This is a genomic window from Rathayibacter sp. AY1A7 (assembly GCF_002930845.1).
In the GTDB taxonomy this organism is placed as follows: Bacteria; Actinomycetota; Actinomycetes; order Actinomycetales; family Microbacteriaceae; genus Rathayibacter.
This window is the reverse complement of sequence record NZ_PSTL01000001.1, coordinates 25,330-49,072: the sequence shown is the minus strand read 5'-3', so window position 1 is coordinate 49,072 and position 23,743 is coordinate 25,330. Positions and strand designations below refer to the sequence as shown.

Below are 23,743 nucleotides of genomic sequence, written 5' to 3'. Positions count from 1 at the left end.
TCGGCGGCCGCTCCTCCCGGAGCCGCTGCCTAGGTAATTACAGCGGTGTCATTCGCTCAGGTCAAGTCGCGGACCATAAACCCTCAACCCGCCGTGGAGGGTTCACGACACACCGGCGTGTCGCGAACGTGAGATCCGATCAGGCGGTCGCGGCGCTCCGTGCGCGCCAGGCGCTCTCCACCATCTCGGCGACCGTGTGCCGCATCTCCCAGCCCAGGTCGCGGGCCGCTGTCGCGCCGGAGGCGACGATGCGGGGCGGATCGCCCGGCCGCCGCGGGGCGACCTCGGGCGTGAAGGCGATGCCGGTGCTGTCGGCGATCGCGCGCATGATCTCCCCGACGGAGGCCCCGGATCCGCTGCCCAGGTTGTAGACCGGGTCGATCGGCTCGCCGGCGGCCAGGCGGCGCGCCGCGGCGACGTGCGCGAGCGCCAGGTCGGCGACGTGGATGTAGTCGCGGACGCAGGTGCCGTCCGGCGTCGGGTAGTCGTCGCCGTTGATCCGGGGCGTGCGGCCGTCCAGCAGAGCCTCGAAGACGAGGGGGAAGAGGTTGTGGGGGCTGGTGTCGTAGACGTCCGGGTAGCCGGACCCGACGACGTTGAAGTAGCGCAGGGAGGCGTGCCGGACGCCGTGCGCCCGCCCCGCGTCCGCGAGCAGCCACTCGCCGATCAGCTTCGACTCGCCGTAGGGCGACTCCGGGCTCTTGGGGGTGTCCTCGGTGACGATCTCGACGTCGACCGCGCCGTAGACGGCAGCGCTCGAGGAGAAGACGATCGAGGAGACCCCGGCGCGCTCCATCGCCGCCAGCACGCGCATGGTGCCGGTGACGTTCTGCTCGTACGTGTGCAGGGGGCGCTGCACCGAGACTCCGGCGTACTTGAACCCGGCGACGTGGACGACGCCCTCGATGTCGTGCTCGGCGAGCACGCGGTCGAGCAGGGCCTCGTCGAGGATCGAGCCCTGGTGGAACGGGACGCCCTCGGGCACGAACGACGCGTGCCCCGAGGAGAGGTCGTCGAGGACGACGGGGTCGATGCCCTGCTCCGAGAACGCGCGCACCACGTGCGCCCCGATGTACCCGGCTCCCCCGGTGACCAGCCATGCCATGTGGATCCTCCTCGGTGCGGGCCCGCGACTCCGCGCGCCGGAAGACACCCTAGCGGCGGGGATCGACGGCGTGGAAAGGCCGGATGACGACGGGACGCGATATCCTGCCGCCGTGCTCCGCTCCGTCGCCCTCCTCGCCCTGCCCGGCCTCGCGCCGTTCGAGTTCGGGGTCGTCTGCGAGGTGTTCGGGATCGACCGCGGCGCCGACGGAGGGCCCGCCCTCGACTTCCGGATCGCCACTCCCGATCCGGGCCGCGTCCGGACGAGCCTCGGATTCGACCTGCTGATCGCCGATGGTCTCGACGCGGCCCGGGACGCGGACCTGATCGCCGTCCCCGCCCACGGCCGCGGGCCCGCCGACGAGCGGGTCCTCGACCTCCTCCGCGAGGCTCACGAGCGCGGCGCGTGGATCCTCAGCGTCTGCAGCGGGGCCTTCACCCTGGCACAGGCGGGCCTGCTCGACGGCCGGCGCGCGACCACCCACTGGATGCACGCCGCGGAGCTCGCCCGGCGCTTCCCCTCCGTCACGGTGGACCCCGAGGTCCTCTACGTGCAGGAGGGGCGCATCGTGACGAGCGCGGGCACCGCGGCCGGCATCGACGCGGCGCTGCACGTGGTGCGCGAGGAGCTGGGCGCGACGGCGGCGAGCGTCGTCGCCCGGCGGATGGTCGTGCCCCCGCAGCGCCACGGCGGGCAGGCGCAGTACCTGCGGACCCCCGTTCCCGAGGCGCGCGCGGACTCGCTGGCCGAGGTCACCGAGTGGATGCTGGAGCACCTCGACGAGGACCTCTCGATCGAGGCGCTGGCCCGTCGCGCCCTGATGGCCCCCCGCACCTTCGCGCGCCGCTTCCGGGCCGACCTCGGCACGACTCCGCTCGCCTGGCTCACCCGCCAGCGCCTCCTCCGGGCGCAGGTGCTGCTGGAGGAGACGGAGCTGACCCTCGAGGCGGTCGCCGCGCGGGTCGGCTTCGGCACGGCTGCGGTGATGCGCCACCACTTCACGCGCGTCCTGCGGACCACGCCGGCGGCCTACCGCCGCACGTTCGCCGCCTGAGCGGCCGGCACCGGGATCGCTGGAGGGATCAGACCGTCGCGACGAAGAGCGTGCCCCGTCCGGTGACGGCGAGAGTGTCCTCCGACGGGGTCACGAACACGCTGCCGCCGCGCTCGACGCGGACCGAGCCCTCGGCGCCCTCGAGCGAGAACGAGCCCTCGGTCGCGATCGCGATGGCGGGCCCGTGCAGGGCGACGCGGGCCGGCTCCTCCGACGCCGGCTGCACGACGGCGAGCACGAAGTCGGGGACGTCCGGACGGTAGACGCGCACGCCCGGTCCGGCCTGCTCGGCCGGGAGGTAGGGCACGGGCAGCGGCGAGAACTCGAGCACGCTCACCAGCTCGGGCACGTCGATGTGCTTGGGCGTGAGGCCCCCGCGCAGCACGTTGTCGGAGGCGGCCATCAGCTCCACGCCCGTGCCCGCGAGGTAGGCGTGGATGTTGCCTGCGGGCAGGTAGAGCACCTCGCCGCGGGCGAGGCGGACGCGGTTGAGCAGGAGCGAGAGCACGATTCCGGGGTCGCCCGGGTAGCTCTCGGCCAGGTCCCGGACCGTGGTCGTCTCGAGGCGGTCGTCGCCCGCGGACGCCGCGACGACCGCGGACACCAGCGCGGCGACCTCGGCACGGTCGCCGTCGGCGAGCAGCCACGACACGGCGCCGCGGAGGACCTCCGAGGGCTCGCCCTCGAGCGTCCGGGCGAACCGCGCGATCGCGGCCGCCTCCTCCGCCGGGGCGCGCCCGGCCAGCTCGGCGAGCAGCGCCCGGGCGTCCGCCGGCTCACGGAAGCCGCAGAGCGCGTCGAAGGTCTCGCTGAGCGCGTAGATCAGCTCGGGCTTGTGGAACGGGTCCTTGTAGTTGCGATCGGCGGCGTCCCGCGGGATGCCGGCCTCCTCCTCCTCCTCGACGAACCGGCGCCGGGCCCGCTCGGACGAGGGGTGGGCCTGGAGCGACAGCGGCCCGCCCGCCGCGAGGATCTTGAGCAGGAACGGCAGACGGGGAGCGCCCGAGACCGGATCGACCGACCCCTCCACTCCGGCGAGCGCCGCCTCGGGGTGCTCGGCGATCCACTCGGCGAGCGTGCCGGCGCCGACCGAGGCGGGGTCGAGGATGCGCGCGGGCGAGCCCGGGTGCGCGCCGAGCCAGAGCTCGGCCTCGGGGGCGCCGGAGGGCGCGGTGCCGAGGGCCTCCGAGATGCCGGTGAGCGAGCCCCAGGCGTAGTCGCGGGGGGTGTTGCCGATCGGGATGAACACGGGAGCGCTGGCCTTCCGTCCGAGGGGTGGGTCCGAGCCGCTCAGCCGGACGCGCCGGGGCCGCTCCGCTGCGACGCTAGCAGGATCCACAACGCGGGCCCGGGAGGAGGGCCCGCCTGTTGGTGCTCTCCGCCAGAGGACGCGGCACTCGCAGGCGCGCTTCGTACGCTGGGAGTCGCAGCACTGTCGCCGTCGGAGCGGTCGCCGTGCCGCATCCGACGAGCGAGGGAGCACAGAGCATGGACAGCACGACCTTCGAGACCCTGGGGGCCGACTTCTACGGGTTCGAGGCGGCGCTCACGCCCGCCGAGAAGGAGCTGCTGGTCGGCGTCCGCGCGTTCCTCGAGGAGCAGGTGCGGCCGATCGCCGACGAGTACTGGGAGCGCGCGGAGTTCCCGCGGCAGCTGATCCCCGCGATCCACGCCACCGGCGTCATCGGCCTCTCCTGGCCCGAGACCCGCGCGATCGAGAACTCCGCCGTGTTCCGCGGCTGGGTGGCGCTCGAGCTGGGCCGGGTGGACGCGGGCATCGCGACCTACGTGGGCGTGCAGAACGGCCTGGTGATGGGAACGGTCGGCGTCGCCGGCTCCGAGGAGCAGCGCGCCGAGTGGCTGCCGAAGCTCGCCTCGGGCGAGGTCGTCGGCGCCTTCGGGCTCACCGAGCCGCACTCCGGCTCCGACTCCGCCCAGGGCCTGCGCACCACCGCCCGCCGGGACGGCGACGACTGGATCCTCGACGGCGAGAAGCGCTGGATCGGCAACGCGACCTTCAGCGACGTGACCGTGATCTGGGCGAAGGACGCGGAGGACGGCCAGGTGAAGGGCTTCCTCGTCCCCACCTCGACGCCGGGCTACCGCGCCACCGCCATCGCGCGCAAGCAGAGCCTGCGCACGGTGCAGAACGCCGACATCGTGCTCGAGGGCGTCCGCGTCCCGGAGTCGCTGCGCCTGCAGGGCGCGAACTCGTTCCGCGACACCGCGAAGGTGCTCCGGCTCACCCGCGCCGAGGTCGCCTGGCAGGCCATCGGCGTCGCGATCGGCGCCTACGACGCGGCGCTGCGCTACGCGAAGGAGCGCGTGCAGTTCGGCAAGCCGCTCGTCGGGCACCAGCTGGTGCAGGACCTCCTGGTCAAGAGCATCGGCAACATCACGGCCAGCATCGCCCTGGCGACCCGCGTGTCCGAGATGCTCGACGCCGGCGAGCAGCGCGACGAGCACTCCGCCCTCGCGAAGGCCTTCGCGACGGCCCGGATGCGCGAGACCGTCGCCTGGTGCCGCGAGGTGATGGGCGGCAACGGCATCGTCCTCGACTACGGCGTCGCCCGCTTCTTCGCCGACGCGGAGGCCCTCTACTCCTACGAGGGCACCCGCGAGATGAACACGCTGATCGTCGGCCGCTCGATCACCGGCACCGCTGCGTTCGTCTGAGCCTCCCCGGCCGGGGAGGGTGCGGCGGCGCGCCCGGCACGCCGCCGCGCCGCCCCCGCTCCCTAGACTGGTCGCCATGATCCGACGCGCCGCCCCCGCCGCTCCCCGAGCGCTCGCGGTGGCGGTGCTGGCCGTGCTGCTGGCCGGCCAGTCGCTGCGGAACCTCGCCGGATGGTGGGGCTGGGGCGTCGTCGTCGCGGTGCTCCTGGGCGCCTCGATCGCCGTGCTCGTCCGCGCCCGCCCCCGCCTGCGCTGGGCCCGCACGCCGAAGTCGCTGGTCCTCTTCCTCGGGCTCGCGGTGCTCTCGCTGCTGTGGTCCGCCTATCCGGGAGCGAGCGCGATCGGAGTCACGGCGCAGCTCGCGACGACGCTCGGCGGCGTCGTCCTCGCCGTCACGCTGAGCAGCCGGGAACTGCTCACGGCTCTCGGACGGGCCCTGCGCCTCTCCGTCGGCCTCTCGCTCCTCTTCGAGCTCGTGATCGCGGTCGTCGTGCGGCAGCCCGTCCTGCCGTTCGGCGTCGAGCCTCCCGCCGACGGACCGACGCCCGACGCCTTCTACTGGTCGCAGGCAGCCCTCTTCACCGGCGAGCCCGTCCAGGGGATCGTCGGCAACCGCAACCTCCTCGGCTTCCTCGCCCTGCTCGGCCTGATCGTGATCGCGATCGAGCTGGCGGCCCACTCGATCCGGCGCCGGTGGGGAGCGGTCTGGGTCGCCCTGTTCGTCGCGACCCTCCTGCTCACCCGCTCGGCGACCGTTCTCCTCTGCCTCGTCGCCGTCGTCCTCGCGGCCGCGTTCGCGCTCTGGGCTCGCCGGAGGGGCGAGTCCCGCCGGCGTCCCGTCTACCTGACCGCCGCGGGGCTGGCGGTGGCGGCCGTCGCCGGAGGCGCCGCGGGCTGGGGCGCCCTCCTCGGCCTGCTCGGCAAGAGCGAGGACGCCACGGGCCGCCTCGACATCTGGGACTCGGTGATCGCGCTCACGCTGCAGCGTCCGGTCCTCGGCTGGGGCTGGGTCAGCTACTGGGCTCCCTGGGCCGCCCCGTTCGACACCCTCGCCGAGCGCAAGGGCGTGCTCTACCTGCAGGCCCACGACGCCTGGCTCGACGTCGCCCTCCAGCTGGGAGCGGTCGGCCTCGTCCTCTTCGCGGCGCTCGCCGTCTCGACGCTGTGGCGCTCCTGGTTCCGCGCGGTCGACCGCCCGCGGCGCGACGCGACCTCGACCCTCCCCTACACGGCCGTCAGCCTCGCTCCGCTGCTGATCGTGGTCGCCCTCCTGGCGCAGTCGCTGTTCGAGAGCCGGATCCTGATCGAGGGAGGCTGGCTGCTCCTCGTCCTCTTCGCGGTGCAGACCAAGCGACCGGCGACCGAGACGCCCGAGGTCCTCGCCGCGACCCCGCTCCCCCTCGCCGACGCGACGGCGTCCCCGCAGTTCGCGGCGGCCCTCGCGCAGACCACTCTCGTCACCGTCCTCTGCGCCCCGGCGGTCCGCGGGCTCCTCGGCTGGCCCGGCTACATCGCCGCCGTCGCCACGCTCACCGCCCTCGCCGCGGTCATGCTCGTCCTGCGGCGCGGGCGGCTCGACTGGGAGGGCCTGCTGCCCACGAGCATCCTGGTGTTCCTCGGCTGGATCGCGCTCAGCGTGCTGTGGAGCGACTACACCTGGGCCACGGTCTCGAGTGTCGTCTACCAGTTCGCCCTGGCGTTCCTGGCGATCGCAATCGGCCTCACGCGCGACATCATCCAGATCATCCGCTCGGTCGGCGACGTGCTGCGGGTCGTGCTGATCGCCTCGCTGGCCGTGGAGGTGCTCTCGGGGGTGCTGATCGACCAGCCGCTGCGCTTCCTCGGCGTGGAGGGCCTGCTCGCGGTCGGCGGGCCGATTCAGGGACTCGTCGGCACGCGCAACCAGCTCGGGCTGGTCTGCCTGCTGGCGATCGTGACGTTCTCGGTGGAGCTGATGACCCGCTCCGTCGCCCGCGGGCCGGCCGTCGCCTCGATCGCCCTCGCCGCGGTCACCCTCCTCTTCACGCGCTCCGCCGTGAGCGCGGGCGTGCTCGCCGTGGCCGTCGTCGTCGCCCTCGCCCTGCGCTGGGTGCGCCACGGCGACGGCACCCACCGCCGTCGGCGGCAGGTCGCGGTGCTCGGCGTCGCCGCCGCGGCCTCCCTCACCGTGTGGCTCCTGCGCTACCGGGTGATCGAGCTGCTGAACGCGGGCAGCGAGTTCGAGTTCCGGCTGCGGCTCTGGCAGCAGGTCTGGCGCTTCACGGACCTCGCTCCGATCGTCGGCTGGGGCTGGGTGGGCTACTGGCGGCCCGACCTCTACCCCTTCACCGCCATCGACTACCTCTCGGGCCGCCCGCACTCGTCGAGCCTCAACGCGCTCTTCGACGTGGCCCTGCAGGTCGGCGCGGTCGGGGTGGTCCTCTTCGTCGTGCTGATCGGCCTCGCGCTCTGGCGCTCCTGGCTGATCGCCTCCGAGCGCAAGGCGGTCGTGCACGTCTGGCCGGTGCTGGTGCTGACCGTGCTGATGGTCACCGCGCTGGCCGAGAGCTCGATCCTGCTCGACGCCGGCTGGCTGCTCGTGGTGCTCTGCGCGATGCGCGCGGCTCAGGGGCTGAGCTGGCGCCGGCTCCTGCACCCGCGGGACTGACCGGACTCCTCAGCGCCCGCGCCGCCGCGCCACCTGGCGGAGCACGGCGAGGTGCTCCTCCCGGCAGCGCTCCCAGCTGAAGGACCGGGCGCGCTCGACGCCGAGCGGGCCGAGCTCGCCGGTCCGCTCGATCGCCTCGAGGATCCCGTCCGCGATCGAGCGCGGCTCGAGCGGATCGACGTAGACCGCGGCGTCCCCGCAGATCTCCAGGAGCGAGCCCGCGTCGGAGGCGGCGACCGGGCATCCCGACGCCATCGCCTCGATCGGCGGGAGGCCGAAGCCCTCGTAGAGGCTCGGGAACGCCAGCACCGCGGCTCGGCGGTAGAGGTCGGCGAGCTCCTCCGGAGTGACGTGGCCGCGCCACTCGACGAAGTCCGGCAGTGGGCCGAGGCGGTCCAGATCCCCTCCTGTCAGCACGAGGCGGAGGGCGTGCCCCTCCTCCCGAAGCAGGCGCACCGCCTCGAACAGGCGGGCGTGGTTCTTGTGCGGCCAGGCGCGCGCCGGGTAGAAGACGAAGTCCTCGCGTGTCCCCAGATTCGCGACGAAGCGCCGGGTGTCCACGCCGAGATGCGACACGTGGATCCGCTCCTCCGGGATGCCCAGCAGCTCGACGATCCGCCCCTTGGTGAAGGCGCTGATGGTGATGACCGCGTCGGCGCGGCGAGCGGTCGCCTCGTAGGCGAGCCGGCGGAAGACGCGCTCGACGCGGGGGAAGAGGTGCGGGAGGTCGCGGTGCTGCAGGTCGAACAGCATCTGCACGTGCCCCTGCCGCCGCGACGGCCACGGGAGCGGGACCGTGAACGGGAAGTAGAGCACCGCGTCCCGGCCCAGGCGCCGGCGCAGGCTCGGCGTGCGCAGGAGCGCCTGGAGCATCCCCACGGCCCGGCGGCGGTGGCCCGCCCCGCTGACGACCCCCTCGGCCACGACCTCGGGCAGGCCCTCGCTGAAGCCGCGCGCGTTCTCGGGGACGAGCACCTGCACGTCGGGCCCCTCCTCCCCCGGCCGCGGCGCCAGGAGGCGCGTGAGCGCGCGCGCGTAGGTCTCGCCGCCGCCCATCCCGCCCGGGTCGACGGTGAGCACGGCGAGCGTGACGGGGCGGAGTTCCGGCATGGCGTCCAATCGGTCCGAAGCCCGGCCAGGATACCGGCGGGCCGCACCGCTCCCGGTGCCCGGCCGTGCCCGTGGGTAGTATGTGTCCCGCTGTCATCGACCCCGACGAATTGGACCACCACGTGCCCCGCGCTTTGATCACCGGAATCACCGGCCAGGACGGCCTCTACCTCGCCGAGCTCCTCCTCTCGAAGGGCTACGAGGTCTTCGGGCTCGTCCGCGGGCAGAACAACCCCAAGTACGAGCTGGTCCGCCGCACCGTGCCCGAGGTGACCCTGCTCACCGGCGACCTGACCGACGTGTCGAGCCTGGTGCGCGTGCTCGCCGCCGCCCAGCCCGACGAGGTCTACAACCTCGGTGCGATCTCGTTCGTCGCCTACTCGTGGGAGAACGCGTCGCTCACCACCGACGTGACCGGCAAGGGCGTCCTCAACATCCTCGAGGCGACCCGCCTCTACGCCGGCTCCGACATGTCGCGCGTGAAGTTCTACCAGGCCTCCTCCTCCGAGATGTTCGGCAAGGTCCAGCAGGTCCCGCAGAGCGAGGAGACGCTGCTCTGGCCGCGCTCGCCCTACGGAGTGGCCAAGGTCTTCGGCCACTACATGACCATCAACTACCGCGAGTCGTACGGCATGCACGCCTCCTCCGGCATCCTCTTCAACCACGAGTCGCCCCGCCGCGGCCCGGAGTTCGTCACCCGCAAGATCAGCCTCGCGGTCGCCCGCATCAAGCTCGGCCTCCAGGAGACGCTGGAGCTCGGCAACCTCGACGCGAAGCGCGACTGGGGCTTCGCCGGCGACTACGTCGACGCGATGTGGCGCATGCTGCAGCAGCCCGAGGGCGACGACTACGTGGTCGCGACCGGCGAGACCCACGAGATCCGCGAGTACCTCGACATCGCCTTCAACCACGTCGGCATCGAGGACTGGACCCCGTACGTGACCCAGAACCCCGCGTTCATGCGTCCCGCCGAGGTGGACCTGCTGATCGGCGACCCGGCGAAGGCGCGCGACGTCCTCGGCTGGGAGCCGAAGGTCTCGTTCCCCGAGCTCGTGGCGATGATGGTCGAGAACGACCTCGCCGAGCAGTCCGCGCTGATCAAGTAGTCATGCCTGCCGCTCTCGTCACCGGAGCGAGCGGTCAGGACGGGGGCTACCTCGTCGAGCGCCTGCTCGCCGACGGCTGGGAGGTCTCCGCGCTCGTGCGCGGGACCGACGACGCCGCTCTTCCCGCCGCCGTCCGCCCCTTCGAGGGCGACCTCCGCGACGCCTCCGGCCTCGGCCATATCGTCGCGGAGGCGCAGCCGGACACGGTCTTCCACCTCGCCGGCCTCTCCTCCGTCGCGCTCTCGTGGAAGGAGCCCGTGCTCACGGCCGAAGTGACCGGCACCGCGGTCGCCGCGCTCCTGGAGGCCTCGCTGGCGCTCCAGGAGTCGGCGGGCCGGGAGGTCCGCTTCGTCCAGGCCTCGTCCTCCGAGATCTTCGGGGCCGCGACCGAGAACCCGCAGACCGAGCGGACCCCGATCCGCCCGGTCTCGCCCTACGGAGCCGCGAAGGCGTTCGCGCACCACCTCGTCGCGGTCTACCGCGGCCGCGGGCTGCACGCCTCGTCCGGCATCCTCTACAACCACGAGTCGCCGCGTCGGCCGCTCGGCTTCGTCACCCGCAAGATCACCGCCGGTGTCGCGGCGATCGCGACGGGCGCCGAGTCGGAGCTCTCGCTCGGCAATCTCGACGCGCGCCGCGACTGGGGCTGGGCCCCCGACTACGTGGACGCCCTCGTGCGCGCCTCGCGCGCCGAGGAGGCGGGCGACTACGTCGTGGCGACCGGAGTCGCGCACTCGGTCCGCGACTTCGTCCGTGCCGCCTTCACCGCGGCCGGCGTCGACGACTGGGAGCAGCGGGTCACGATCGACCCGCGGTTCGCGCGCCCCGTGGACGCACCCGAGATGCGCGGCGACTCCTCCCGGGCCCGCGAGGTGCTCGGCTGGGCGCCCACCGTCGGCTTCGAGGAGATCGTCGCCCGCATGGTGCGGAACGACCTCGGGCTGGCGCGCCGCTCCCGCTGAGCCGCGCGCACCGCGTGCAGAAGGCCCTCGCTCCTGGAGCGGGGGCCTTCTGCACGCGGTGGATCGAGGACGCCTAGGCGGTCGCGTCCGACTGCTCGGCCCGGGCCCGCTCGTCGACGCCGTCTCCCTCGACGAGGTACGACCAGACGCGGGCGGCGTACTCGTCCCAGGTGCCGCCGTCGATCGCGAGCGCCTCCGCCGAGAGCCGCGCGTGCAGCTCGTCATCGGTCAGCAGCCGCTCGAGGGCCGCGGCGATGTCGTGGTCGTCGTGCGGATCGACGAACAGCGCGCCGCCCGAGGCGGAGACCTCGTGCATGCTGCCGAATCCGGAGGTCACGACCGGGGTGCCGACCGAGATCGACTCCACGATCGGGAGACCGTAGCCCTCGTTGATCGAGGGGAACACGGTGCACCGGGCCAGGCGGTAGGCGCTCCAGAGCAGCGCGTCGGTGATCTTGGAGAGCGAGCGGACCGGACGGCCCTGGCCCTCGAGGACCTCGAGTCGGTACTCGAACTCGGCGCTGCTCCAGGCGTTGCCGCCGATGAAGACCAGGCTGAAGCGAACGCCCCGGCGCCAGAGCAGCTCGGCGGCCTGGAGCACCGCCAGGTGGTTCTTCCGCGGCTCGTGGCTGCCGACGCAGACGACGAGCGGGAGGTCACCGGTCACCAGCGAGCGCGCGGCGGTGGCCAGCTCCTCGTCCGAGACGCTCTCCGGCTGCGAGGGCAGCAGGATCGGGCGGATGTCCGGCCCCTGCATCCCGACGCTGCCGAGCATGTGGCGCCAGCCGGAGTACTCGGTCGCGGCCGCCTCGGAGATGGTCGCGATGCGGTCCATGTGCGACACGGCGACGAGCGTGCGCGAGAACGCGGCGCTGATGCCCGTGCTCGCCGTCTCGGCGGTGGTGACCGGCACGCAGTCGAAGCCGATGGTGCCCGTGCGGTTGCCGCTGAACTCGGCGAGGGCGGAGACGCGCGACGTCCGCTCGTCCTCCACGGCGAGCTCGGGCAGGAGGTAGGTGCCCTGCCACGGGACGATCACGCGGGAGCGGTCCTCGGCGGCGTCGGGCACGTCGCCCGAGACGGCGTTCCGGCTCTGCTCCGGGGTGAGCACGACGAGCGACTCGTGGGTCGAGTCCCAGCCGGCGAGCAGGATCTCGTGGTCGCGCGTCCAGCGGACGAGGCTCTGGCGCACCACGCGCTGGATGCCCGTGGCCAGCCCCGTGCGCGCGGTGTGGTGCACGTCGACGACGACCGCGCCGACGACCACCTCGACCTCGGGGTGGTGGAAGCGGGCGAAGACCCGGTTCGAGGCGATGGTGGACGCGGCGTGGGTGAGCAGACCGGCGGTGCCGTCCAGCCGGGCCCGGCGGCGGCCGTCGACGACGTCCTCCCGGCGCGGGAGCGTGCCGCGGAGGACGGCGAGCACCAGCCAGACCTCGCGGTCGGTGGGGGCGGGCAGCAGAACGCTCAGCTGTCCGGTGAGGGCGTCGACGCTGCCCAGCGGCTCCACGGCGGGGGCCAGGGTGCGCACCAGGGTGGCGAGACGGTCGACCAGGTACTGCTTAGAGCGCACGGGGCGCCTCCTCGTGCTCGATGAGGGCCGAGGGGCCGATCAGGGCGGCCCACAGCTCCCGGGCGTAGTCGTCCCAGGTGCGCTCGGGCCGCTCGGCCGCCTCGAGGCGGAGCTCGTCGACGAGCTCCGGCGACGTCAGCAGGCGGCGCATGCCGTCGGTGATCTCCTCGTCGGACTCCGGGTCGATCAGGACGCATCCGCCGTGCTCGGCGATCTGCGCCGTGCTGCCGTAGCGCGAGGTCAGCACGGGCAGCCCGATCGACAGCGCCTCGGCGACCGGCAGGCCGTACCCCTCGTGCAGCGACGGGAACGCCAGGAACAGCGCCTCCCGGTAGCTCGCGATCAGGACGTCGTCGTCGGCTCCGCGGAGCACCTCGACCGGGCGCCCGGCGGCGACCAGCTCGCGCACGCGGGGATCGAAGACCTGGTGCGCCCACGGGTTGGCCCCGCCGATGAAGCGGACGCGGAACCGCAGGCCCTCGCGCCAGAGGACCTCGGCGGCGTGCAGCACCGCGAGATGATTCTTGCGGGGCTCCTGGCTGCCGACGCAGAGCACGAGCGGCAGGCCGGACGCGCTCCGGCCCTCGGAGCGCAGGCCGTCCGGGAGCTCCACGGGCAGCGGGACCGGGACGACGGTCGGGCCGGTGAGGCCCTGAGCGGGGAGCGCTCGCACGAAGCCCTCGAACTCCAGCGCGGCCGCGGCGCTCACCGTGGCGACGCGCTCGGCGTGCTTGACCACGGAGAGGAAGTTGACGAAGCGCACCGTCTCCTCCGGCGGCACCGTATCGGCGCTGACGACGGGGATGGCGTCGTGGCCGAGGACGACGACCTCGTTGCCGGAGTACTCGGCGAGGGCCGCGAGCGGCCCGCACTGGTTGTAGTCGGGCACCGACGGGATGACGACGACGCTGCGGTAGGGCACGACGAACTCGATGCGCTCCGGATCGCCGTGCTCCCAGTCGCGCCGCCCGGCGGAGGACCAGTCGACGACGCGGTCGTGCTCGATCGCGCTCAGCCGCCGGAAGGACATCGATCCGTGTACCCAGGCGACCGGGACGATCTCGTGCTCGGCGTCCCAGCGGGACACGGTCTGGCGCACGACCCGCTGGACGCCGGTGTTGTGCCCGTGGCGGGCGGGGAAGTCGACGTCGATCAGGACGGCCCCGGTGACGACCTCGACGCGGGCGTCCAGATCGGCGAACCCGGTCGCGGTGCGGGAGCCGGCCTCGAGGAAGATGCGCAGCGCCGCCTCCTCGGGGGCGAGCTCGAGGGCGCGGCGGAACCAGTCGAACAGCTCGCTCGTCGGGTACGCGGCCGTGAACGACACCAGCGCGACCCAGGTCAGCTCGTCGTCCTGGCGCGAGCGGATCTCTCGGGCCACCTCGTCGAGGTACGGGCCGGGCCCGCGGGTGCGCAGCGAGGCGCGGCGCTCCTCGTCGAAGAGGAGCGCGCCGATCTGCTCCAGGCGCTGCAGCATCGCCTCCGTGCGGTGGGCGCGCGCGGCGGCCGAGCCGGCGGCCGAGACCTGCGACCGGTCGCTCATCGCGCCCGACCGGACAGGCGGCGCTTCACGAAGCGCGCGCTGTGGCCGACGGCGCCCGACAGCCCGAGCTGCTCGACGCGGATCTGGAAGGTGCGCACCAGGCGGAGCGGCTTCGTCACCCGCCAGGAGAGGGTGCGCTCGAAGCCGGAGGCGGTCACTCCGCCCACCTGGATCCGCTCGACCCACTCGTCGAAGGGGTCGTTGAGGAGGGAGTCGACCTGCGCGCGCAGGCGGGCGAGCTCATCGTCCGGGGACTCGGGCTCGGCGAGACGGGGCTCCACCGGAACCCCGGACGTGCGCGCGGGCTCCGCCCGGACGGCTGCGGGAGCGGCGTCGCCGACGGCCGATTCGAGGCTCGGGTCGGGAGCGGGAGGAGCATCCTCGCCCGTGCCGCCGAGGACGGGGGCGGGGTCCCCAGCGCTCTGCGGCGCCGGGTCCAGGGGGACGTCGGATGGCTGCGTGGGCATGGCGAACACCTCGTTCGTGTCGTTCAGTCGGCGAGCGGGAGCAAGACTACCCGCCATGCGCCGCGCACCGGCACGCCAGCCAGGGGGCTCCAGGGTGGGCCGCACGTATAATGATGCGGTCCGTCGCCCGGCGGAGGCCGAGAGCTTGGAGTTCCATGCCCAGCAAAGCTGTGGATCGCGCGCGCGCGATCGCCGACGAGCCGTTCCAGATCGCCGGCACCACGTCGGCCGTCGGCGGCGGCTCGGGCGGCTTCGTCGCCTCCCTCGCCGAGATCCTGCGGCACCGCGAGCTGCTCCGCCTGCTCGTGGGGCGCGAGCTGAAGTCGCGCTACAAGGACAGCAGCCTGGGCTTCGTCTGGAGCCTCGTCCGGCCGCTGATCATGCTCCTCATCTACTACGTGGCGATCGGCCAGATCCTCGGGGCCTCTCGCGGCGTCCCGAACTTCGCGATCTTCGTCTTCTCGGGGCTCACCCTCTGGGGCCTGTTCAGCGAGATCGTGACCGCGGGCACCACGTCGATCCTCGGCAACGGCGGACTGATCAAGAAGGTGTACCTGCCGCGGGAGATCTTCCCGGTGGCGGCCATCGGCTCGGCCCTCTTCAACTTCGGTGTGCAGTTCGTCGTCCTGATCGCGGGAGCCGTCCTCACGGGCTCGCTGATCTTCGGCGTCCAGCTCCTCTACATCGTGCCCGCGCTGGCGATCGTGCTCGTGTACGGCCTCGCGCTGGCCCTGGCCCTCTCGGCCCTCAACGTCTACCTCCGCGACGTCCAGTTCCTCGTCGAGGTCGGGCTGCAGATCTTCTTCTGGCTCTCCCCCATCGTCTACGCGTGGAACTTCGTCGTCGCCGCCTCCACCGGAGCGGGCCACGGCTGGGCCGAGCAGCTCTACCTCATCAACCCGATCTCTAACGCGATCCTCGCCTTCCAGCGCGCGATCTGGGGAGACGGCTCGCGCGTCAGCATCATCGACGGCAACGAGATCGCCCCCCAGGTGTGGCCGCCGGACATGGAGCTGCGCCTTCTCATCGTCCTCGTCGTCGGGCTGGTGTTCGTGTGGATCGGCCACCGGATCTTCCGCCGCCTCGAGGGCAACTTCGCCCAGGAGATCTGATCGTGACCCTCACCAGCAAGCAGGAGTCCGTGCCCGCCTCCTCCGGCACCCCGACCGTCGTCCGGGTGCGCAACGCCTCCAAGCGCTTCGTCATCCGCAAGGACAAGTCGTTCAAGGAGCGGATCGTCAACTTCGGCCGCGGGCGCAAGCACCGCGACGAGTTCTGGGCACTCCGCGACGTCGACCTCGAGATCCCCCTGGGCTCGACCGTCGGCCTCATCGGCGCGAACGGATCGGGCAAGAGCACGCTCCTCAAGCTCATCGGCGGCATCGTGCAGCCGACGACCGGCACCGTGGAGCGCCGCGGACGCCTCGCCGCGCTCCTCGAGCTCGGAGCGGGCTTCCACCCCGACCTCACCGGGCGCGAGAACGTCTACCTCAACGGCGCGATCCTCGGACTCTCGCGCAGCGAGCTGGACAGCAAGTTCGACTCGATCGTCGACTTCTCCGAGATCGCCGAGTTCATCGACACCCAGGTCAAGTTCTACTCGTCGGGCATGTACGTGCGGCTCGCCTTCGCTATCGCGATCCACACCGATCCCGACCTGCTGCTGGTCGACGAGGTGCTCGCCGTCGGCGACGAGCCGTTCCAGCGCAAGTGCATGGACCGCATCCGCGCCTTCCAGCGCGCGGGGAAGACCATCGTGCTGGTCACCCACTCGCTCGAGCAGGTCGGCGAGCTCTGCGACCGCACCATCGTCCTCGAGAAGGGCACCGTCGTCTTCGACGGCGAGACCTCGGAGGGGCTCCAGGTCCTCCGCGAGAGCTTCGAGGACCGTCGGGCCGCCCGCCAGGAGCGCGAGGCCGAGGCCGCCGAGGCCGCGGACGAGCCCGCCCCCCAGCTCATCGAGATCCTGGGCTGCCGACTGCGCGGCGGATCGATCGAGCACGGCGGCACGGTCGTCCGCAGCGGCGAGACCCTCGAATTCGACGTCACGGTGCGCACCAGCCGCCCGGTCGACGACTGGAACATCGGCATGGGCATCGACACGCCCCTCGGCCAGCGCGTCTTCGGGACGAACACCGAGCGCATCGGCACGCCGCTGAGCGCGGTCGACGGTGAGATGACGGTCACCTTCACCCTCCCCGACCTGCACCTCGGCGCCGGCAACTACGCCGTGCACGCCTCCTCGGCCACCTTCTCGCAGGGCGAGACCATGCGGATCCCGGTCGCCGCGACCTTCACGGTCGAGCGGGCCTCCGTGCACGACGGCGTCGTCGACATCGACTCCACCGTCCGCCTCAGCAGGCCGTGACCGCGCGGCGCCGCCGCCTCCTGGTCGACGCGACCGCCCTCGCGGCGCCGCGCCTGACCGGGGTCGGCCGCGTCCTGCTCGGCCTGCTGCACGCCCTGGACACCGACGCGACCGCCGCAGACGTCGAGGTGCTCCTCGTCGTGCCGGCGAGCGAGGCCGGCTCGCTCGAGCGCTTCGGCTTCCGTACGCTGCGCGTCCGACCGGTGCCGCTGCCCCGGCCGGTGTGGAGCGCACTGACCCGACTGCCCGCGCCCGGGATCGACCTCCTGCTCGGCCGTGGCGCCTACTTCTTCCCGAACTTCCGGAGCTGGCCGCTCGCCCGCTCCCGCTCGCTCACCTTCGTGCACGATGTCTGCTTCGCTGTGATGCCCGAGCTCGTTCCTCGCGAGCGCCGAGAGCTGCTGTCGCGGTCGGTGCCCCGGTGGATCCGGCGCAGCGATCTGGTCCTGACCGGCACCCCGTCCTCCGCAGCCGAGGTCGAGAGCGCTCTGCGCGTCGCTCGCGAGCGCGTCCGCGTGCTGCCGACCACGATCGACGCCGACCTCTTCCACGCCCGCGGCGAGGAGGAGGTGGCGCGGGTCCGCGCGGAGCACGGGCTCGGGTCCTACCTGCTCTTCGTCGGATCGATCGAGCGCCGCAAGAACCTCGTCACCCTGGTGGACGCGTACCGGCAGGCCGAGCGGCCGGAGAACCACACCCTGCTCCTGGTGGGCGGGGACGGCTGGGACAACGAGGACGTCCACTCCGCCGTCGCCCGCGCGGTGGCCGCAGGAGCCGACGTGCGCTTCGCCTCCTCCTACGTCGCCGACGAGGATCTGCCGGCCCTGCTCACGGGGGCCGACGCCGTCGCCATGCCCTCCTGGCACGAGGGCTTCGGCCTGCCCGCCCTCGAGGCCGTCGCCTGCGGCACTCCGGTGCTCGCGGCAGACATCCCCGGCCTCCGCGACGCGCTCGCCGGGCGGGAGTCCACCGCCGTCTTCATCGACCCGGCGGACCGCACCGGGTGGTCGGCCGCGATCGGAGAGGCGCTGCGCCGTCCCCGGCGACTCGCACCGGAGCCCATCCCGGGGTGGGACCGCACCGCTCGGCGCCTGCTCGAGCTGGCCTTCGACGACCGCTGATCAGCGCCGGGTCGTGAACAGCAGCCAGCGCCCGGAGGCGGAGGCGACCTCGGGCTCGACGTCCCCCGTCGCCGCCTCGACGTAGGCCCGCCAGCCGTCGGGGTCGTCGGTGTAGCCGGCGGTGTCCACGTAGACGGCGCAGGCGCCGCTGCCCGCCACGGCGTCGGCGAACTCCGCGGGGTCGTCGACGTCGCCCCAGACGTCCCAGCCGTAGGTGCCCTCCACCGCCCCGTAGCTCCAGCGGAGGCGTCCCTCCTCGGTCGCGAGGTAGGGCAGCGCCTCGTCGTAGTCGGAGAGCGCTCCGATCCGCCCGCTGTCGGGGAAGCTCTTCAGGGGGAGCTCCACTACTCCGCAGCCGTCGTCCAGCTGCGCGTCGGCCTCCGCCACGAACGAGCGCATCTCGGAGTCGTCGGTCGGAGCGATCGGCACCGCGGCCGATACTCCGGCCAGCTGATCGATGACGGCGACGGCGGCGAGCAGCGCCGCCACGAGGATCCGGACACCGCCACGGGCCGTGATCCGATCGAGCAGGAGCGCGAGCACGCCGAGGACGAGGACCGCGATGACGATCGACATCCGCGCCCACGCACGGATCGTCGGCCCCGCCACCAGCGAGACCACGACGCCCAGGCCCGTCACCGTGTAGAAGAGGAGCGCGGCCAGTGTCGCCACGGCGAGGACGCGCACGCGGGCGTCCGAGAAGAACCGGCCGACCGCGGTCGCACGGAGCGCCCGTCCGCCGCCGAGCGCGGAGATCGGGAGCGCCACGAGCGTGATCAGGAGCGCGACGCTGGCGAGGATCGAGAACCCGGGCGGCTCCGTCGTCGGCGCCACGCCGGACTGGCCCGCGTAGGTGTTGAGCAGGCCGTACCCCTGCGGCAGCCCGGTCCCCGACCAGGGCAGGCCCAGCAGCACGAGCTTGCCGGCGTAGGCCTCCGACTCCCCCACGGTCCGCGACGTGAAGTACGGGCTGTAGCGCTCCCCGAAGTCGAGCGAGAGCAGCAGCAGCGAGAGCCCGACGAACACGCCGAGCGCGAGGATCGGCACCGACGAGACCGCGAGCACGCGCAGCCGCTCGCGGGAGAGGAGCCCGGCGGCCGTGCTCACCGCCCAGGTCGCTCCGAGGACCAGGACCGCGAAGACGTAGTAGTAGCCGCCCGTGCTCGCCACCAGGAGCCCGAGCACGACTCCCGGGACGACGGAGCGCAGTACGCGGCTCCTCCGCGTCGCGCCCCGCTCGGACCAGGCTCGGAGAGGATCGGTGCGCGGTCCGGCGACCATCAGCACCATCACGCCCAGGAGCGGGATCGCCCAGTAGTTGGCGAGGAACGCGTGGCCGAATCCGATCCGGAGGAAGTGGTACGGCAGCAGCGACAGCAGGACCGCGGAGAACGCCGCGACCCAGGGCCGCGTGCGGAGGGCGCGGAAGAACACGTAGCCGGTGACGGCGACCGTCGCGAACGTGCCCAGGTAGAAGACGTTCAGGAGCGTCGTCCCGTCGCGCACCACGAGGGCCAGGACCGACACGGCGAGGGCGGAGGCGACGTCGAACTGCGCGCTGAAGAAGGCGTTGAACCCGTCGGGGAAGCCGAGCGCCGCGTTGCCGTCGAACGGGAACGCCTGCGTGGCGCTGGTGAAGAGCGTGTAGTGCAGGATCTGGTCGTCGCCGCCCACGGTCCATCGGGCCGTCAGGTCCTGCGGCCCGATCCCGAGCGCGAGCACGGCGGCGACGACCGAGACGAGGGCGGCGACGAGGGCCCACCCGAGCTCGACGAGCGTCCGGCGCCGCCGACTCGCCGTCCGCGGGCCGCGCACGTCAGTAGCCGCGCTCACGACGCTGCTCCTCCACGCTGGTCTGGACGATCCGGTTCAGCTCGGTCTCGCCGTCGGTGCCCGCGTAGTCGTAGATGTCGAACCCCCCGCAGGCGACGATATCGGAGGGGGCACCGAGCGTCCCGCGCGCGAGCCCCGCCCAGTCGGGAGAGCGGTCGGCCAGGACGAAGCTGTACTGCCGGTCGCGGTAGTCGCTCAGGTTGTTCATCCACAGCTGCACCGTGAAGTCGAAGTTGACCTGCTGGACGTGCAGCGAGGCCGGCCCGTAGAGGTCCAGCGGCCGCGTGGACCAGAACGAGCCGACGCCCGCGAGCTCGCGGCCGTCGATCCAGCGCTCCAGGCAGTCGGCGTCCGGGTCCGATCGCGCCTCGGCCGCCGCGGAGGCGACCGCCGTTGTGGCCGGCACGGCGGCGACGACGAGGCCTGCGGCGGCCAGCGGAGCGACGACGCGGACGACCGGCGCCAGCCGCGCGCCCGCAGCACGCCGGTGCGCCGCCGCGGCGCCGATCAGGGCGATCACGACCACGGTCGCGGTCACCGGGATCGGCATCAGGTAGCGGCTGACCGAGCTGCCGGTGAAGACCTGCACCACCAGGAGCACCGTCGTCTGCGCCGGCAGGAACGCGCACACCGCGAAGCGCGCACGGGCCGCCTCATCGAGGGCGGCTCCCCGCGCCAGGCGGGCGACACCGGCCACGACGACGGCGAGGGCCGCCAGCAGCAGCAGACCCAGCAGCGCCACCTCGAGCTTGCCGATCAGCGGCGCCTTCAGCACCAGGAACTGCACGATCAGGTCGTCCAGGGCCGTCCCGGCGAGCGGCAGCCGGAGGTACCCGCCGGCGTCGGTCCCGATCAGGAAGCCGAGCGGGACCCGCAGCGCGGCTCCGAGCGCGGCGGCCCCGAGGACCGTGCCCGCGACGATCAGCACCGCTCGGGGAGCAGCGAGAGCGAGCACCAGCAGCACGACGTGGACCACCAGCAGGGGGCCGACGAACTGCACCAGGAGGAGCGGATCGGAGAGGGTCGTCGCGGCGACGGCCGCCCCGACCAGGAGCAGCGGACGCGCGGCCGGACGGCGCTCGCGCAGCGCGCCCAGAGCGACGGCGAGCCCGGCGAGGCCTGCAAGCACCGCGCCGTAGTAGTAGGTCGTGAGGAGGAAGGTGGTCGCCAGGGCCCCCTCGTTGTTGAGCGCGCGGCCCTCCGTCAGGCAGAGCACCAGCAGCACGGCGATGCCGGCGAGCGCGGCGGCGGGCCGCAGCCGGCTGTGCCGGTCCGCGATGAGCCGTCGCGCGAGCATCCGGAGCACGCCGTAGAGGAGGACGACGTTGAGCACGGCGTTGACCGCGAGCGCCGCCGCGGGATCGCCACCGGTCAGCAGCCACGCGACGCCGAAGACGGGGAGCTCGGGGAAGAGGAAGAGCTGGCTCGTCATCACCCACGCCGCCGGGCGGCCCTCGGCGAAGGACTGCAGGATCAGCGGCAGCGCCAGCGAGTCGCCGTCGCGGAAGAGCAGCGGCCGCCACGGCGTGCCGACCATGAATCCGAGCACGAGCAGGGTCCCGCTGACGACGACGGCGAGGGCGGCGAGCTCGAGGAGGGCCCTCCGGGTCCGAGGGGATCCCGTCGGACCCGCCGTCACCGGTGCTTCCCGCCGAACCGGATGGCCAGGACGAGCAGGAGGTTCTTCAGGAGGGTGTCGCTCGGGATCTTGGAGTTGCCCACCGTGCGGTCGAGGAAGACGATCGGGATCTCCTTCACTCCGCGGGCCCGGCGCAGCGCCCGGTACTTGAGCACGATCTGGAAGCCGTAGCCGGCTGCGCGGATCGTCTCGAGGTGGAGGGTGCGCAGGAGGTCCGCGCTGAAGAGGTTGAAGCCGCCGGTCCAGTCGGTGATCTTCGAGCCGAGGAAGAGGCGCGTGTAGAGGTTGCCGCCACCGCTCAGCAGCTTGCGGTCGAGCGTCCAGTCGGGAGTGCCCCCGCCGGCGATGTAGCGGGAGGCGACCACGAAGTCGGCGCCCGCGCGCACCTCGCGGAGGAAGGCGTCGATGTAGTCCGGGTCGTGCGAGAGGTCGGCGTCCATCTGCAGCAGGTAGTCGTAGCGGCGCTCGGCCGCGAGGAGGTGCTGGAAGGCCCAGATGTACGCCGCGCCGAGCCCCTCCTTCTTCTCGCGCGAGAGCACGAGGACCTCGAAGGTGTCGGACCCGAGCTCGGCCGCGAGCTCGCGCGCGCGGTCCGCGGTGCCGTCGGGGGAGCTGTCGTCGATGACGGCGACGGTCACGTGGAAGTCGGGGTTGCGGGACGCCGCGAGCGCGACCCGCGGCAGCGCCGTCGCGATGTTCGCGACTTCGTTGTAGGTGGGGACGACGACGGCGAGGGAGCGCATGAGGCGGGGAGGATCCGTTCTTCCGGTGCACCGGCTGACCGGTGAGAGCCCTGCGAGTATAACGAGGCGGTGCTCGCGAGCCTCCGAGCGCGCCCCGCGGCCCGCCGCCCCGTCCGCGCACTCTCTCAGGAACATGGCACCGGCTGTTCGACCGCCCGGCAGGGGTCCACGGTTACGATGGACGACAGTGCACGGCGGTTCACCCCTTGTTCGCCTGCCCCGATGGACGCCCGTCGGAGCCCGACGGTCGGGCATCGACGCCAGAGGGGGACGGGAAAGAGCACCGCAGATGAAGAGACTCCTCGAATCGCAGAAGGTCCGCTTCCTCATCGCGGGCTGCACCAACACGGCGATCGACTTCCTCATCCTCAACACGCTCGTGCTCCTGCTCGGTCTGCCGACCCTCGTCGCCAACGTCTTCTCCGTCCTGGTCGGCATCACGATCTCGTACGCGCTGAACCACTTCTTCGTCTTCCGCCACCCGGGCAGGGTCTCGGTCGCCACGTTCGCGAAGTTCTTCCTCGTCACCGGGTTCAGCTCGCTGGTCCTGCAGTCGGCGATCATCTACGGCTTCGAGGTCTTCTTCGACACCCGCTTCGGCAACTCGCTGCTCTTCCTCCCCAGCTCCGGCGAGAACGCCTTCCTCGCGATCAACATCGCCAAGGCCGTCGCCGTCCTCGTGGGACTGGTGTGGAACTTCTGCATGTACAAGTTCGTCGTCTTCCGCCGTCCGGCGCACGATGCGCTGCCCGCGATCGAGACGGTCTCCCCCGCCGCCGTGGCCGTCAGCACCGAGCCCGTCGACATCGTCCGCTGAGGGCCGCAGGCTCCCTGGCACCGCTCGAGCCGCGTGCTAGCCTCGTCGAGTTCTTCCGACGGGGCACTCCTCCCGTCGACGCCGCACCACCCGGAGGCTCCCATCGCCCGCTCGACGTTGCCCATCGCGGTCGTCGTCGTCACCCACTTCTCGGGTGAGGTCCTCCGCGCGTGCCTCGAGTCAGTGCCGGAGGCGACGGAGCACGACGTGCGCATCGTGGTGGTCGACAACCTGACCACGGACGACTCCGTCCGCAGCGTCGTCGAGCGCCTGCCGCAGGTCGAATTCCACGAGACCGGGCAGAACCTCGGCTACGGCCGGGCCGTCAACTACGCGGTCGACCGCCTCGGGCCCGAGGTCGAGTGGATCCTGGTGACCAACCCGGACACGGTCTTCCTCCCCGGCTCGATCGACGCCCTCTACGCCGCCGCGACGGCGGACGACCGGATCGGCTCGATCGGGCCCCGGATCCTCGACTCCGACGGCACGATCTACCCCTCCGCCCGCGCTCTGCCCTCGCTCGGCACGGGCGTCGGGCACGCCGTCTTCGCCCACGTCTGGCCCGGCAACCCGTGGTCGGCGACCTACCGGCGCTCGCGCGCGGTCGAGACCCTCCGCCACGGCCGGATGGAGGCGGGCTGGCTCTCCGGCGCCTGCGTGATGGTGCGCCGCACGGCCTTCGAGGAGATCGGCGGGTTCGACGACCGCTACTTCATGTACTTCGAGGACGTCCAGCTGGGCGACTCGCTCGGACAGCGCGGGTGGACCAACGTCTACCTCGCCGACGCGGTCGTCTCCCACCTCGGCGGGCACTCCACCCGCCTGGCCTCGGCGCGGATGCTCGCGGTCCACCACCGCAGCGCCTACCTCTACCTCGCGCAGAAGTACGGGGCCTGGTACCAGGCGCCGATCCGTGCGGCGGTGCGCGCCGGGCTGGGCGCCCGGGTCGCGCTGATGCGCCTGCGCTCGAAGAGCTGAT

General features: G+C 72.7%; 19 protein-coding genes. 10 read left to right on the top strand and 9 right to left on the bottom strand.

Annotated features, from left to right (window positions below; all coding sequences use genetic code 11):
* Nucleotides 1-139: 139 nt before the first annotated feature.
* Nucleotides 140-1,105: a UDP-glucose 4-epimerase GalE gene (gene galE, locus C5B95_RS00205; RefSeq protein ID WP_104232806.1), complete on the bottom strand. Its 966-nt coding sequence runs from the start codon at nucleotides 1,103-1,105 to the stop codon at nucleotides 140-142.
* Nucleotides 1,106-1,217: 112 nt separating this feature from the next.
* Here galE and C5B95_RS00200 point away from each other — a divergent pair, with 112 nt between their 5' ends.
* On the top strand, nucleotides 1,218-2,159 hold the full coding sequence (locus tag C5B95_RS00200) for a GlxA family transcriptional regulator (RefSeq protein ID WP_104348223.1): 942 nt from the start codon (nucleotides 1,218-1,220) through the stop codon (nucleotides 2,157-2,159).
* A 28-nt stretch (nucleotides 2,160-2,187) separates the two neighbouring features.
* Here the strand turns inward: C5B95_RS00200 and manA are convergent, their stop codons facing one another.
* Nucleotides 2,188-3,408: a mannose-6-phosphate isomerase, class I gene (gene manA, locus C5B95_RS00195; RefSeq protein ID WP_104348222.1), complete on the bottom strand. Its 1,221-nt coding sequence runs from the start codon at nucleotides 3,406-3,408 to the stop codon at nucleotides 2,188-2,190.
* Nucleotides 3,409-3,647: 239 nt separating this feature from the next.
* Between manA and C5B95_RS00190 the strand changes: the two genes are divergently transcribed.
* Together C5B95_RS00190 and C5B95_RS00185 are read left to right on the top strand one after the other, a co-directional pair.
* The gene (locus C5B95_RS00190) at nucleotides 3,648-4,835 is read left to right on the top strand and encodes an acyl-CoA dehydrogenase family protein (RefSeq protein ID WP_104266819.1); all 1,188 of its coding nucleotides are present in this window, start codon (nucleotides 3,648-3,650) and stop codon (nucleotides 4,833-4,835) included.
* 76 nt (nucleotides 4,836-4,911) lie between these two features.
* Nucleotides 4,912-7,482 (top strand): O-antigen ligase, encoded by a 2,571-nt coding sequence (locus C5B95_RS00185; protein WP_104348221.1) that lies wholly within the window; start codon nucleotides 4,912-4,914, stop codon nucleotides 7,480-7,482.
* Nucleotides 7,483-7,491: 9 nt separating this feature from the next.
* On the opposite strand, the gene C5B95_RS00180 is transcribed toward C5B95_RS00185, so the two are convergent.
* Nucleotides 7,492-8,592 carry a glycosyltransferase family 1 protein gene (locus C5B95_RS00180; RefSeq protein ID WP_104348220.1) on the bottom strand — a complete coding sequence of 367 codons (1,101 nt, stop codon included), beginning with the start codon at nucleotides 8,590-8,592 and terminating at the stop codon, nucleotides 7,492-7,494.
* Between the two features lie 122 nt (nucleotides 8,593-8,714).
* Here C5B95_RS00180 and C5B95_RS00175 point away from each other — a divergent pair, with 122 nt between their 5' ends.
* Nucleotides 8,715-9,698, top strand: coding sequence for a GDP-mannose 4,6-dehydratase (locus C5B95_RS00175; protein ID WP_104275317.1), 984 nt, complete (start codon nucleotides 8,715-8,717; stop codon nucleotides 9,696-9,698).
* A 2-nt stretch (nucleotides 9,699-9,700) separates the two neighbouring features.
* Nucleotides 9,701-10,660 carry a GDP-mannose 4,6-dehydratase gene (locus C5B95_RS00170; protein ID WP_104348219.1) on the top strand — a complete coding sequence of 320 codons (960 nt, stop codon included), beginning with the start codon at nucleotides 9,701-9,703 and terminating at the stop codon, nucleotides 10,658-10,660.
* A 73-nt stretch (nucleotides 10,661-10,733) separates the two neighbouring features.
* On the opposite strand, the gene C5B95_RS00165 is transcribed toward C5B95_RS00170, so the two are convergent.
* The 3 genes from C5B95_RS00165 to C5B95_RS00155 are packed head-to-tail and all read right to left on the bottom strand — an operon-like array spanning nucleotide 10,734 to nucleotide 14,243.
* Nucleotides 10,734-12,233 (bottom strand): glycosyltransferase family 1 protein, encoded by a 1,500-nt coding sequence (locus C5B95_RS00165; protein ID WP_104348218.1) that lies wholly within the window; start codon nucleotides 12,231-12,233, stop codon nucleotides 10,734-10,736.
* The gene (locus C5B95_RS00160; RefSeq protein ID WP_104348217.1) at nucleotides 12,223-13,776 is read right to left on the bottom strand and encodes a glycosyltransferase; all 1,554 of its coding nucleotides are present in this window, start codon (nucleotides 13,774-13,776) and stop codon (nucleotides 12,223-12,225) included. Before C5B95_RS00160 ends, C5B95_RS00165 begins: the two co-directional genes overlap by 11 nt.
* On the bottom strand, nucleotides 13,773-14,243 hold the full coding sequence (locus tag C5B95_RS00155) for a hypothetical protein (RefSeq protein WP_104348216.1): 471 nt from the start codon (nucleotides 14,241-14,243) through the stop codon (nucleotides 13,773-13,775). Before C5B95_RS00155 ends, C5B95_RS00160 begins: the two co-directional genes overlap by 4 nt.
* A gap of 155 nt (nucleotides 14,244-14,398) precedes the next feature.
* Here C5B95_RS00155 and C5B95_RS00150 point away from each other — a divergent pair, with 155 nt between their 5' ends.
* The 3 genes from C5B95_RS00150 to C5B95_RS00140 are packed head-to-tail and all read left to right on the top strand — an operon-like array spanning nucleotide 14,399 to nucleotide 17,732.
* The gene (locus tag C5B95_RS00150; RefSeq protein ID WP_104223153.1) at nucleotides 14,399-15,355 is read left to right on the top strand and encodes an ABC transporter permease; all 957 of its coding nucleotides are present in this window, start codon (nucleotides 14,399-14,401) and stop codon (nucleotides 15,353-15,355) included.
* Between the two features lie 2 nt (nucleotides 15,356-15,357).
* The gene (locus C5B95_RS00145; protein WP_244229465.1) at nucleotides 15,358-16,611 is read left to right on the top strand and encodes an ABC transporter ATP-binding protein; all 1,254 of its coding nucleotides are present in this window, start codon (nucleotides 15,358-15,360) and stop codon (nucleotides 16,609-16,611) included.
* Nucleotides 16,608-17,732, top strand: coding sequence for a glycosyltransferase family 1 protein (locus C5B95_RS00140; protein WP_104348215.1), 1,125 nt, complete (start codon nucleotides 16,608-16,610; stop codon nucleotides 17,730-17,732). The genes C5B95_RS00145 and C5B95_RS00140 overlap by 4 nt, the downstream gene beginning before the upstream one ends.
* Here C5B95_RS00140 and C5B95_RS00135 read toward each other — a convergent pair whose 3' ends face one another.
* The 3 genes from C5B95_RS00135 to C5B95_RS00125 are packed head-to-tail and all read right to left on the bottom strand — an operon-like array spanning nucleotide 17,733 to nucleotide 21,947.
* On the bottom strand, nucleotides 17,733-19,565 hold the full coding sequence (locus C5B95_RS00135) for a hypothetical protein (protein WP_146076460.1): 1,833 nt from the start codon (nucleotides 19,563-19,565) through the stop codon (nucleotides 17,733-17,735).
* Nucleotides 19,549-21,204, bottom strand: coding sequence for a hypothetical protein (locus C5B95_RS00130; protein ID WP_104348213.1), 1,656 nt, complete (start codon nucleotides 21,202-21,204; stop codon nucleotides 19,549-19,551). Before C5B95_RS00130 ends, C5B95_RS00135 begins: the two co-directional genes overlap by 17 nt.
* Entirely contained in the window at nucleotides 21,201-21,947 is a 747-nt protein-coding gene (locus tag C5B95_RS00125; protein ID WP_104223157.1) for a polyprenol monophosphomannose synthase, read from the bottom strand. Before C5B95_RS00125 ends, C5B95_RS00130 begins: the two co-directional genes overlap by 4 nt.
* Nucleotides 21,948-22,236: 289 nt before the next feature.
* Here C5B95_RS00125 and C5B95_RS00120 point away from each other — a divergent pair, with 289 nt between their 5' ends.
* Together C5B95_RS00120 and C5B95_RS00115 are read left to right on the top strand one after the other, a co-directional pair.
* The gene (locus tag C5B95_RS00120; protein ID WP_104223158.1) at nucleotides 22,237-22,764 is read left to right on the top strand and encodes a GtrA family protein; all 528 of its coding nucleotides are present in this window, start codon (nucleotides 22,237-22,239) and stop codon (nucleotides 22,762-22,764) included.
* 117 nt (nucleotides 22,765-22,881) lie between these two features.
* Nucleotides 22,882-23,742 (top strand): glycosyltransferase family 2 protein, encoded by an 861-nt coding sequence (locus C5B95_RS00115; RefSeq protein WP_244229466.1) that lies wholly within the window; start codon nucleotides 22,882-22,884, stop codon nucleotides 23,740-23,742.
* The last annotated feature ends 1 nt before the right edge of the window (nucleotide 23,743 follow it).

What these genes read in the sequence shown, in the direction of transcription:
- galE (WP_104232806.1), bottom strand. Translation starts at nt 1,105, where the DNA reads ATGGCATGGCTGGTCACCGGGGGAGCCGGGTACATCGGGGCGCACGTG.
- C5B95_RS00190 (WP_104266819.1), top strand. Translation starts at nt 3,648, where the DNA reads ATGGACAGCACGACCTTCGAGACCCTGGGGGCCGACTTCTACGGGTTC.
- C5B95_RS00185 (WP_104348221.1), top strand. Translation starts at nt 4,912, where the DNA reads ATGATCCGACGCGCCGCCCCCGCCGCTCCCCGAGCGCTCGCGGTGGCG.
- C5B95_RS00180 (WP_104348220.1), bottom strand. Translation starts at nt 8,592, where the DNA reads ATGCCGGAACTCCGCCCCGTCACGCTCGCCGTGCTCACCGTCGACCCG.
- C5B95_RS00170 (WP_104348219.1), top strand. Translation starts at nt 9,701, where the DNA reads ATGCCTGCCGCTCTCGTCACCGGAGCGAGCGGTCAGGACGGGGGCTAC.
- C5B95_RS00160 (WP_104348217.1), bottom strand. Translation starts at nt 13,776, where the DNA reads ATGAGCGACCGGTCGCAGGTCTCGGCCGCCGGCTCGGCCGCCGCGCGC.
- C5B95_RS00155 (WP_104348216.1), bottom strand. Translation starts at nt 14,243, where the DNA reads ATGCCCACGCAGCCATCCGACGTCCCCCTGGACCCGGCGCCGCAGAGC.
- C5B95_RS00150 (WP_104223153.1), top strand. Translation starts at nt 14,399, where the DNA reads ATGCCCAGCAAAGCTGTGGATCGCGCGCGCGCGATCGCCGACGAGCCG.
- C5B95_RS00125 (WP_104223157.1), bottom strand. Translation starts at nt 21,947, where the DNA reads ATGCGCTCCCTCGCCGTCGTCGTCCCCACCTACAACGAAGTCGCGAAC.
- C5B95_RS00120 (WP_104223158.1), top strand. Translation starts at nt 22,237, where the DNA reads ATGAAGAGACTCCTCGAATCGCAGAAGGTCCGCTTCCTCATCGCGGGC.